Annotated in this window: 7 protein-coding genes; 1 reads left to right on the top strand and 6 read right to left on the bottom strand. The window is 68.1% G+C overall.

The window, feature by feature from the left end; all coding sequences use genetic code 11:
- Positions 1-134: 134 nt before the first annotated feature.
- The 6 genes from QWZ14_RS29870 to QWZ14_RS29845 are packed head-to-tail and all read right to left on the bottom strand — an operon-like array spanning position 135 to position 6,827.
- A complete protein-coding gene (locus QWZ14_RS29870; RefSeq protein ID WP_290320712.1) occupies positions 135-773 on the bottom strand; it encodes a TetR/AcrR family transcriptional regulator in 639 nt (212 codons plus the stop codon).
- On the bottom strand, positions 770-2,878 hold the full coding sequence (locus tag QWZ14_RS29865) for an acetate--CoA ligase family protein (protein ID WP_290320711.1): 2,109 nt from the start codon (positions 2,876-2,878) through the stop codon (positions 770-772). Before QWZ14_RS29865 ends, QWZ14_RS29870 begins: the two co-directional genes overlap by 4 nt.
- Positions 2,875-3,966: an acyl-CoA dehydrogenase gene (locus tag QWZ14_RS29860; protein ID WP_290320710.1), complete on the bottom strand. Its 1,092-nt coding sequence runs from the start codon at positions 3,964-3,966 to the stop codon at positions 2,875-2,877. Before QWZ14_RS29860 ends, QWZ14_RS29865 begins: the two co-directional genes overlap by 4 nt.
- Before the next feature lie 5 nt (positions 3,967-3,971).
- Positions 3,972-5,150, bottom strand: a complete 1,179-nt coding sequence (locus QWZ14_RS29855) for an acyl-CoA dehydrogenase family protein (RefSeq protein ID WP_290320709.1) — start codon at positions 5,148-5,150, stop codon at positions 3,972-3,974.
- Positions 5,151-5,152: 2 nt separating this feature from the next.
- A complete protein-coding gene (locus tag QWZ14_RS29850) occupies positions 5,153-5,923 on the bottom strand; it encodes an enoyl-CoA hydratase/isomerase family protein (protein ID WP_290320708.1) in 771 nt (256 codons plus the stop codon).
- Between the two features lie 28 nt (positions 5,924-5,951).
- Entirely contained in the window at positions 5,952-6,827 is an 876-nt protein-coding gene (locus QWZ14_RS29845; RefSeq protein WP_290320707.1) for a Bug family tripartite tricarboxylate transporter substrate binding protein, read from the bottom strand.
- A gap of 316 nt (positions 6,828-7,143) precedes the next feature.
- Here QWZ14_RS29845 and QWZ14_RS29840 point away from each other — a divergent pair, with 316 nt between their 5' ends.
- Positions 7,144-8,724 (top strand): ABC transporter substrate-binding protein, encoded by a 1,581-nt coding sequence (locus QWZ14_RS29840; protein WP_290320706.1) that lies wholly within the window; start codon positions 7,144-7,146, stop codon positions 8,722-8,724.
- The last annotated feature ends 314 nt before the right edge of the window (positions 8,725-9,038 follow it).

The following is a 9,038-nucleotide window of genomic DNA, read 5'->3' as shown; positions in this document are numbered from 1 at the left end:
GGGCGCCAAGTGTCGCCTATGTTACCGACTGGTGAGTATTTGCGATCCTCGAGGCCGCTTAGGCCGAACATACTTGTATCTGCCATTGTCAGGCTTAGCGCGAAATCTGACAAAATCTCATGCGAGGACGGCGCTCAAATTGTAATGACGTCCGGCCTTGCTCCCACGCCCGCTAACAGCACGTCATAGAATTGTTCGGCGATGGCACTCGCCGGCAGCGGCCCCTTCGGATCGTACCATTTTGGCATCCAATTGAGGGCGCCCAGCACCAACCGTCCAGCCATGCCGATATCCTCAATCCGAAAAGCGCCGCGTTGTACTCCTTCTTCGAGGATGATGCGGAGCAGCGCTTCGTGCCTGTCGCGCCATTCAATCCGTTGCCGTCGCTGCCGTGCTTGCGGGTCGGTCCAGAACACGGTCGAGGAGACGATGAAGGCCCAGCGGTACTCTTCGAAGAAGCGCGCGCTCTCCACCATGAAGGCGCGCAGCTTCTCGGCGGGTTCGGCCTCGGCGGGGATCGCCCGCAGCACGCGCTGATGCAACGACCGGGTGATGCCCATGACCAGCGGACGCAGGATCGCGTCCTTGTCCGGGAAGTGGTGATAGAGCGTCGCCTTGGAGATTCCGCACTCCTGCGCGATGTCGCGTACCGAGACGCCGTCGAAGCCGCGCGTAGCGAACAGACGGCAGGCCTCGGTAAGGATCTGCAGCATCCGCTCCGTCGGCGGTCCGGCAGGCCCATCCAGCTCGAGGATATCGGCGAGGTTCTTCATGCGTCTCCTGGTGGCACGTCCCCCGTCAGGATGACCGCATCCAGGGCGAAGCCGCCCCTCTCCTGCACCAGGAAAGGGTTCACGTCGATGCTGGCAATCTCCGGCCGCGCCGCGGCGAGCGCCGCGACCGCACAGAGCGCCGCCTCCAGCGCCGCGCGGTCCAGCGCCGGGCCGCCGCGCCAGCCCGCCAGCAGCCGCGATCCGCGCACCCCGTCCACCAGCCGGGCCGCCCGCGCCGGGGAGAGCGGTGCCGAGGCGAAGGCGACATCGGCGAAAAGCTCGACCGAGACGCCGCCCAGGCCGAACATCACCATCGGCCCGAAGACTGGATCGCGCAGCGTCCCGATGATCGTCTCCACCCCGCCGCGCAGCATCGGCGCGATCAGCACGCCCTCGATTCGCGCCTCGGGCCGTGCCGCGCGGGCGCGCCGCATCAGTTCGGCGAAGGCACCCTCCACCGCCGTGGCATCGGCGAGGCCCAGCATGACCCCGCCGATTTCGGTCTTGTGGGGGATGTCCTCGGAGAGGATCTTCGCCACCACCGGGAAGCCGATCGCCTCGGCCGTCCGCACTGCCGCCTGGGCCGTGGCGCAGGCCTGCTCCGGGGGCACCAAGAGGCCGGCCGCGGCCAGCACCGCCTTCGCCGCCGCCTCATGCCCGCCCAGCGCCGGCAAGGCCGAGAGGGACGGCACCGGCGGTAGCGCCTCGGCCTCCCCGCGCAGGCGCCGCAGCCGCTCGGCGCCGGCGACCGCGCGCACCGCCCGGGTTGGGTCCTCGAAGACGGGGATGCCCTCCGCCTCCAGCCGCAGCCGAACCTCGTCCACATGCGTCATCACCGCGACCACCAGCCGGTCGGGGAAGTTGCGACGCAGCGCGACCAGCGCACTCTCCAGTGGCGGGAAGCGCGGCACGTTGCGGCCGATATGCGCGAGGTAGAACAGGATCGCGCCCAGCTCCGCCCCCCGCATCATCGCTTGGCTGATGCCCTCGAAGACGTGCATACGGCCGCCGAGCTGCGCGGTGGTGTCGATCGGGTTGCGGCCGCCGGCGACGGGCTGGATGGCGCGGATCTCCGCCAGCACCTCGGGCGATATGGCGGGCACCGCCAGCCCCGCCTCGATGCAGGCATCGGCCATCAGCACGCCGATGCCGCCCGAGACGCTGAGGATGCCGACCCCGGGCGCCGGCGGCAGCGGCGCAAGGGAACAGACATAGGCGATGTCGAGCATCGCCTCGATCGAGGCCACACGCAGCGCGCCGCATTCGCGGAACACCGCATCGACGATCCGATCCTCGCCAGCGAGCGAGCCGGTATGCGTCGCCGCTGCGGCCGCGCCGACCTCGGTGCTGCCGACCTTCATGACGATCACCGGCTTGCCCGCCCGCGCCGCCTTCAGTAGCGCCCGGCGCAGCCCGTCGCCGTTGCGGCAGCCCTCGAGCGAGGCGCAGATCACCCGCGTGCCGGGGTCCTCGGCCAGGTAGTCGATCGCCGCGGCCACATCGATATCGGCCTCGTTGCCCGTTGCGATGGCACGGCTGATGCCGATGCCGCGGAAACCCGCGACGGCGTAGATGTGGGAGCCGTAGGCGCCGCTCTGCGTGGCGACGCCCACCGTCCCCGGCCCGGGACGCGCGGTGGCGAGCAGGCTGGAGAAGGTGCCGAAGAACCCGTCCGGCGGGCTGATGCTGCCGAGGCAGTTCGGCCCGGTGAAGCGGATGCCGTGCCGCCGTGCCGTCTCGGCCAGCCGCGCCTGCAGGGCAATGCCTTCGCCGCCCTCCTCGGCAAAGCCGGAGGAGAGGATCTGGACATGGCGGATGCCCTTCGCGGCGCAGTCCTCCAGCGCCCGCTCCACCATCGGCGCGGGCAGCAGGATCAGTGCGCTGTCCGGCACCTCCGGTAGCGCGGCAACGCTTGTCCAGGCGGGCAGGCCCTGCACTTCCGGCGCGCTGCGGTTGATTGGGTAAATGCGGCCGCCATAGCCGAGCTCCTTCAGGTGCAGCAGCGTCCGGCCGCCAAGCTTGTCGGGATCGCCCGAGGCGCCGATGACGGCGATCGAGCGGGGTCGGAACATCCGCTCCAGCGGGTGCGGGCCTACGTCGCTCATGCCGCGCTCCGTCCGGCGTCAAGCAGCCGCTGCGCGTGGAAAGTGCGGTCGCCGAATTCGAATTCCGCCATCATGATCCGCCGCGCCAGACGGATGGCCGGCAGGGCTTCGGTCATGCCCATGCCGCCATGGCATTGGATGGCGGATTGCGCGATGAAGCGCCCGGCCTCGCCTAGCCGCAGCTTGGCGAAGGCGATGTCACGCCAGGGCATCCCATCATCTGCGGCCGCCATGCGCAGCGCCTGGAGGACAAGGCCGCGCAGGTTCTCATACTCCACGTACATCTCCGCCACCCGGTGCCGCAGCGCCTGGTGCGAGGCGAGCGGCACGCCGAACTGAACCCGGTTCAGCAGGTAGTCGATCGTCTGCTCCAATAGCGCGCCGGCGGCGGAGACCGCTTCCACGCAGGTCAGCAGCGCGCCGAGGTCGCGTGCCTCCGCCGCCCGCCGCGCCACCACCTCGCCGCGGCCAAGGACCCAGGCCGGCTCGACCGCGAGGCCGGTGAAGCGCCAGTCGGCGGCGGGCCGGCCATCGATGCGCAGATAATGGCGCGCCTCGATCCCCCGCGCTCTGGCCGGCAGCAGCAGCAGGGCCGGCTCGGCACCACCCAACACCAACAGGAGATGTGTCGGGTCGGGCGGGGTCTCGATGCCGACCACGGCGCCGGTCAGGCTGCCGTCCGATGCCAGGATCAGCACGTCGGCCGCGTCGTCCACCGCCGCCTCGGCTGGGATGAAGGCGATACGGTGCTGCCCCTCCGCCAGCCCGGGCAGGAGCGCCGGCTGGTCGGCGAGCAGACGAGGGATGACCCCGCAGGCAGCGGCGATGGGCAGAGGCAGCCCCCCACGCCCGGCGCCGCCGGCCAGCGCCGCAAGGTCTGAGAGCGTGCCGCCGGCGCCACCCGCCTCCTCCGGCATGGCGACGGCGAGCCAGCCGAGGCCGGCCAAGCTGTCCCAATGCCGCCTGAGGCAGGCGAGATGCCCGGCGGGATCGTCGATCAGGGCAAGCTGCCGGTCGGCCTCCTGGCCGATGCGGCAGGCCTGGTCGAAGGCATCGCCCCCGACGATGGGCGTGGCAGTGAAGGGCATGGGCGTCAGGATCCGAAGAGCTGCTTGGCGATGACGTTCTTCTGCACTTCGCTGCTGCCGCCGTAGATCGTGCGGACGCGGCTGTACATATAGTTCTGCACCCACTCGATCCCCGGCGCCTCGGCATTCGGGCCGGCGGCGTCGGTCGGGCGGAAGCGCGGTGCCAGCCTCTCCCCCACCGCATCCAGCGCTACCTCCGCCACATGCTGGAAGGTCACGCTGGTGCCGAGCTTGAGCACCGAGGGCAGCAGGCCGAGCGGCCGCCCCTCCATCACCGCCGCGATCGCCTCCTGCCCCAGCGCCTGGGCGCCACGCAGCTCGGCCTCGGCCAGCAGCAGCCGTTCCTCCAGCATGGCGCGCTTGAGGCGGTGCCGCTCGCCGCCCAGCTCGCGGGCCAGGAGCTCCCGAGTGCGCTCCAGTTGGCGCAGCGCCGGGGCGACATTGGCGCCGCCCAGCCGCTCCCGCTCCAGCAGGAATTTGCCGTAGGTCCAGCCGCCGCCCTCCTCGCCGACGCGGTTGGCCACCGGCACGCGGACATTGTCGAGAAAGACCTCGTTCACATGGTGCCAGCCGTCGATGGTGCGGATCGGCCGGATGGAGATGCCGGGCGCGTTCAGCGGGATCAGCAACAGGCTGATACCCTGCTGATTCTTCGCTTCCTTCGAGGTGCGGACCAGGGTGTACATCCAGTCCGCCTCATGCGCGTGGGAGGTCCAGGTCTTCTGGCCCTCCACGACATACTCGTCGCCCTCCCGCCGCGCCGCGGTCCGCAGCGAGGCGAGGTCGGAGCCCGCGCCCGGTTCCGAATAGCCCTGGCACCACCATTCCTCGCCGCTCAATATGCCCGGCAGGAAGCGCTGCTTTTGCTCCTCCGATCCGTATTCGAGGATAACCGGGCCGATATGCCGGAGGCCGTGGTGGTATTGCGGCGGGCAGTCGCATTCCGCCATCACCTCGTCGAAAATGTGGCGCTGCTTCAGGTCCCAACCCGTGCCGCCATACTGCTTCGGCCAGCCCGGTGCGCCCCAGCCATGCTCGAACAGGATCCGCTGCCAAGGATACCAGACCTTGCGCGACAGCTTGCGATAGGTCGCGACCACCGCGCGGATCTCCGGCGGACAACGCGTCTCGGCGAAGGCACGTACATCCGTGCGGAAGGCTTCGTAGTCGATAGCGGCGGACATGCTCAGCGGCCCTTGAAGTCGGGCTTGCGCTTCTCGAGTTGTGCGGTGCGCGCCTCTTTCGCATCCTCAGTCTTCGACAGGTCGTAGGTGAAATTCTGCTCGAAGCGGTAGGCATCCTTGGGTGACATCAACTCAACGAAATTGCAGCTGTTCTTGGCATACTTGATGCCGAGCGGGCTCTTCTCCGCGATCCGGGCCGCCATCCGCATCGCCGCCGGCAGCAGCTCATCCGGCGCCCAGACGGAGTCAATGACGCCGAGGCGATGGAGCTCGGCCGCCGGCAGGCGATCGCCGGTGAACATCAGCCGCCGGGTGAAAGACTTGCCGAGGAGCTGGTTCAGCATCGCCGCGCCGCCGGCGAGCCCGACATCGATCTCCGGCATGCCGAAGACCGCCGTCTCACTCGCCAACATGATGTCGCAGGCCGCCATCAACCCGAATCCGGCGCCGAGCGCCGCGCCATTTACCGCCGCGATCACCGGCTTGGTGCATTCCTTGATGGAGTTGCCGGTCTCACGCGTTCCCCGGTTGTGGTGCCAGTACTGGCCCGCCACCGAGGCATCCGGCCGCTGCCGGAGATCGGCGCCGGCCGAAAAGATCTTGCCCTGGCCGGTCAGCACCAGCGCGCGGATGTCGTCGCGGTCGGTCGCTGCATCGAAGATCTCGATGAGGCGGTCGCGCAACTCCGCATTCACCGCGTTGACCGGCGGGCGGTTCAGCGTGACCACGGCGACGTAATCCGACACTTCGAACTTCACAACCTCGGTGGACATTCCGGTTTTTCCTTTCGGTTTGCTTGGGTCAGCCGGCCTGGATGCCGGCGCGGCGAATAACTTCGCCCCATTTCGCAGATTCGCTCCGCAGCAGCGCGCCCAGTTCCTCCGGCGTGCTGCCCTGCGGCGGGCTCGACCCGGCGGCGCGCATCCGCTCGTCGAGCGCGGGGTCAGAGAGGACGCGCAGCAGCGCCTCGTTCAGCCGCGCAATGATCGGCTGGGGCGTACCTGCACGCACGCATACATAGTTGACGACCGTGACCTCGAAGCCCGGGATCGTCTCAGCGATGGTAGGCAGGTCGGGCAGTTCCGGCATGCGCTCGGCGGTGGTAACGGCGATGGCGCGCAGCGCGCCGGCTTGCAGAAGGGGCAGCATTGGCCCGTAAGAATCGATTGATATCGTCACCCGCCCGGCCGCCGTCTCTTGCAGGGCGGGCCCGGTGCCGCGGAAGGGAACGTGCGACATGCGGATCCCGGCCTCGATACAGAGCAGCTCGCCCGCCAGGTGGCTGCCGGCGCCGACGCCGGAGCTGGCATAAGTCAGCTCGCCCGGATGCGCGCGGGCAAGGGCGATCACCTCGGCCACGCTGCGGGCCGGTACGTCGCGATGCACCGCCATGACATAGGCGCCCTTGGTCAGCACGCTGACCGGGGCGAAGTCTCGCGCCGCGTCATAGGGGAGCGAGGCCATCAGATGCGGGTTGGTGATGAGTGGTCCCGGCGTGCCGTAGAGCAGCGTGTAGCCATCCGCTGGCGCCTGCGCGACCGCAGCGGTGCCGATGGTGCCGCCCGCCCCGCCCCGGTTCTCGACGACGATTGGCTGGCCCAGCATGGCGCCCAGCGGCCCGGCGACAAAGCGCGCGGTGATGTCGGCGCCGCCGCCTGGCGTAAAGGGTACGATCATGCGGATTGGCCGGCTGGGCCAGGTCTGCGCCCTAGCATCCCTGCTGGCGGCGCCGAGGCTGAGCAGTCCACCCAGCGCGGCCCGGCGCGAGAGCCCTGTCGAGGCAAGCCCATGGCGGAGCCAGCCTGTCGTCATCTCGAGCGTTCCTTCCATCCCGCGGCCCGACCGACCGATCGGTTGGGTGCCGCTCGGACCCTAGACTGCACTGTCGGGCCCCGCAAGCGCGGCCTCCCGGGGTCTTGTCCCGCCACGCCGCGCGCCGTAGCGTCCGGAATAATGATGCCCGACCGGTCGGTCGGTAGGAGGAGGACGCCCGATGTTGCGCTGCCCGCGTTGGCTGCTGCTCGGCTTGGCCATGCTGGCCGCCGCCCCGTCCGGAGCGATGGCCCAGAACCTGACCATGGGCCTAGGCTCGCCGGTCTCCTCCCTCGACCCGCACTACCACCTGCTCCGCTCGAATGGTGAGGTCGGGCAGATGCTGTTCGATACGCTGCTGACGACGGATGCCACAGCGCGGCTGCATCCCGGCCTCGCCGAAAGCTGGCGCCCGGTCGGCACGGAGGCCTGGGAGTTCACCCTACGGGAGGGCGTGCGCTTCCATGACGGGACGCCCCTCCTGGCCGAGGACATCGCCTTTACCTTCGAGCGCATCCTGCAGGTGCGTGGCCCCGGTGCTTCTTACACCACGCACATCCGACCGGTCAGTCGGGTCGAGATCGTCAATGAACGCCAGCTGCGCCTGCATACCAATGGGCCTGCGCCACTGCTGCCCACCTATCTCTCACAGGTATTGATCCTAAGCCGCCGGCTGCACGCCGACGCGACGACAGCGGATTTCAATAGCTGCAAGGTCGCTATCGGCACCGGGCCCTTTCGCCTCGCATCCTATGCTGCAGGCGACCGCATTTCGCTGATCCGTAACGAACAGTATTGGGGCGAGCGTCCGCATTGGGCGAATGTCACCTACCGAATGATCACCAACGATGCGGCACGCACCGCCGCGTTGCTCGCCGGCGATATTGACTTCATCGATCAAGTCCCGACCACCGATCTCGACCGCTTTCGTGCGGATCCTCGCTTCCGGCTTGCCGAGACCACCAGCCTGCGGGTGATGTATGTCACCCTTGATGGCACGCGGCCTCCGCCGGTGCCGCTGCTGTCAGCGGCGAATGGCAGGTCGCTAGACGCCAATCCCCTAGCCGATCTCCGCGTGCGGCAAGCGCTGGCCATGGCGATTGATCGGCGGATACTGGTGGATCGGGTGATGCAGGGTGCAGCGCTTGCCACGACACAATTTATGCCGCCCGGTGCCTATAGCGCCTTGCCGGATCGGCCTGTTCCAGCCGCCGATCCTGAAGGCGCGCGCAGTCTATTGGCCCAGGCCGGCTATCCGCAGGGTTTCGGGCTCACCCTCATCGGCTCGAACGACCGCTACATGAATGACGCGCGGATCGTGCAGGCGCTCGGCCAAATGTGGAGCCGCATCGGCGTTCGCATTACGGTTGAGGCCCAGCCCTATGCCGTTTTCATCAACCGGGCGACCCGACGTGAGGCGCCGGCAGCTTTACTTACCTGGGGCAACTCCACAGGCGAGGTCTCGGTTTTGCTAAATTCGGTGCTCCGCACCCCTGACCGTGAGGCTGGTCACGGTGCTGCCAACCGCCTGCTTTACTCCAATCCGGCAATGGACGGGCTGGTGGCGGCAGCCGAGGTGGAAATGGACGAGGCACGGCGCGAGGATTTGCTGCGCCGCGCCAGTCTGGCGGCACTGGACGACGCCATGCTTGTGCCCCTTTACCTACAAAATGCACTCTGGGCGATGCGGGCCGATCTCACTTATGATGCCCGGATGGACGAGCGCAACGACCCAGCTGCGGTGCGGCCAGCGGTACGATAAGTTAAGGTTGCTAAAGGAGAGGGCAGCCGTAAGCTTGAAGCATGCTCCCGCAGGCAGCTGCTCTTGGAGTGTGAAACTAAGCTCGACCTTGGCTAATCTTGAGGCTGAGGAGCCTGAGCTTGGCAAAGCGTGCAATGTCTCCACTACAGAACGGCGCTGATTACGGGGTAAGTTTGGACGGGCATGGCCGCGCCACCTTGGAAGCTCAAGACTTTCCAAGGTGGCGCAGCCAAAAAGTGGTTTAGAGTCAGACCGGTTTTTCAGACAGTCCGGTCACAGACCCTTAGCTGGACTTTGGCCATTTCCTTGGGCTG

It is taken from the genome of Paeniroseomonas aquatica (assembly GCF_030409335.1).
Lineage (GTDB): Bacteria > Pseudomonadota > Alphaproteobacteria > Acetobacterales > Acetobacteraceae > Belnapia > Belnapia aquatica.
This window is presented reverse-complemented; position numbering and strand designations above follow the sequence as displayed.

Bases quoted from the DNA above. Each gene is read 5' to 3' on its own strand.
- QWZ14_RS29850 (WP_290320708.1), bottom strand. From the start codon at position 5,923: ATGTCCACCGAGGTTGTGAAGTTCGAAGTGTCGGATTACGTCGCCGTG.
- QWZ14_RS29860 (WP_290320710.1), bottom strand. From the start codon at position 3,966: ATGCCCTTCACTGCCACGCCCATCGTCGGGGGCGATGCCTTCGACCAG.
- QWZ14_RS29845 (WP_290320707.1), bottom strand. From the start codon at position 6,827: ATGATCGTACCCTTTACGCCAGGCGGCGGCGCCGACATCACCGCGCGC.
- QWZ14_RS29840 (WP_290320706.1), top strand. From the start codon at position 7,144: ATGTTGCGCTGCCCGCGTTGGCTGCTGCTCGGCTTGGCCATGCTGGCC.
- QWZ14_RS29855 (WP_290320709.1), bottom strand. From the start codon at position 5,150: ATGTCCGCCGCTATCGACTACGAAGCCTTCCGCACGGATGTACGTGCC.
- QWZ14_RS29870 (WP_290320712.1), bottom strand. From the start codon at position 773: ATGAAGAACCTCGCCGATATCCTCGAGCTGGATGGGCCTGCCGGACCG.
- QWZ14_RS29865 (WP_290320711.1), bottom strand. From the start codon at position 2,878: ATGAGCGACGTAGGCCCGCACCCGCTGGAGCGGATGTTCCGACCCCGC.